The sequence below is a fragment of the Bradyrhizobium sp. NBAIM08 genome, assembly GCF_020193935.1.
Classification (GTDB): domain Bacteria; phylum Pseudomonadota; class Alphaproteobacteria; order Rhizobiales; family Xanthobacteraceae; genus Bradyrhizobium; species Bradyrhizobium yuanmingense.
On record NZ_JADYVR010000874.1, the window covers coordinates 1 to 409 of the forward strand.

1 pseudogene is annotated in these 409 nt (G+C 69.9%); it reads right to left on the bottom strand.

Going from position 1 to position 409, the window contains the following annotated elements:
• Nucleotides 1–409, bottom strand: a pseudogene (locus I6F37_RS42485) (hypothetical protein); the annotation flags it as partial.

Sequence of the window (409 nt, forward strand, 5' to 3'; positions counted from 1 at the left end):
CTCGTAGGCCAGGGCTTCGTCGAATTCCGGGTGGTGGCTGCCGCTCGGATCGCCGTTGCACCGGACCACCGGCTCGGTGCAGCCCGCGCGCGAACAAGCGGCGCTCCAGCGGGTGGGCATGCCCAGGAGGGGGCCCATGGCGCGGGCGAACCGCCCGGTGAAGCTCGCGACCGTTTCGACATGTCCGGAGGGCTCGGCGAGCAGGACGGACCCGTGGGAATGACCATCCGCTCCCCCATGGACCTGACGCACGAACCGGGCATAGGCCCGCGCCAGGAGGTCGACATGGATGTGGTCGCGGATCAGGTGCGGCGCCTTGAGGGTCGGCACCTGGCCGGATAGCCATGCCTCGGCCAACATGGTGGTGAGGCCCGGCTTTTCCATCGGACCGAACGGATGCGGCACCACG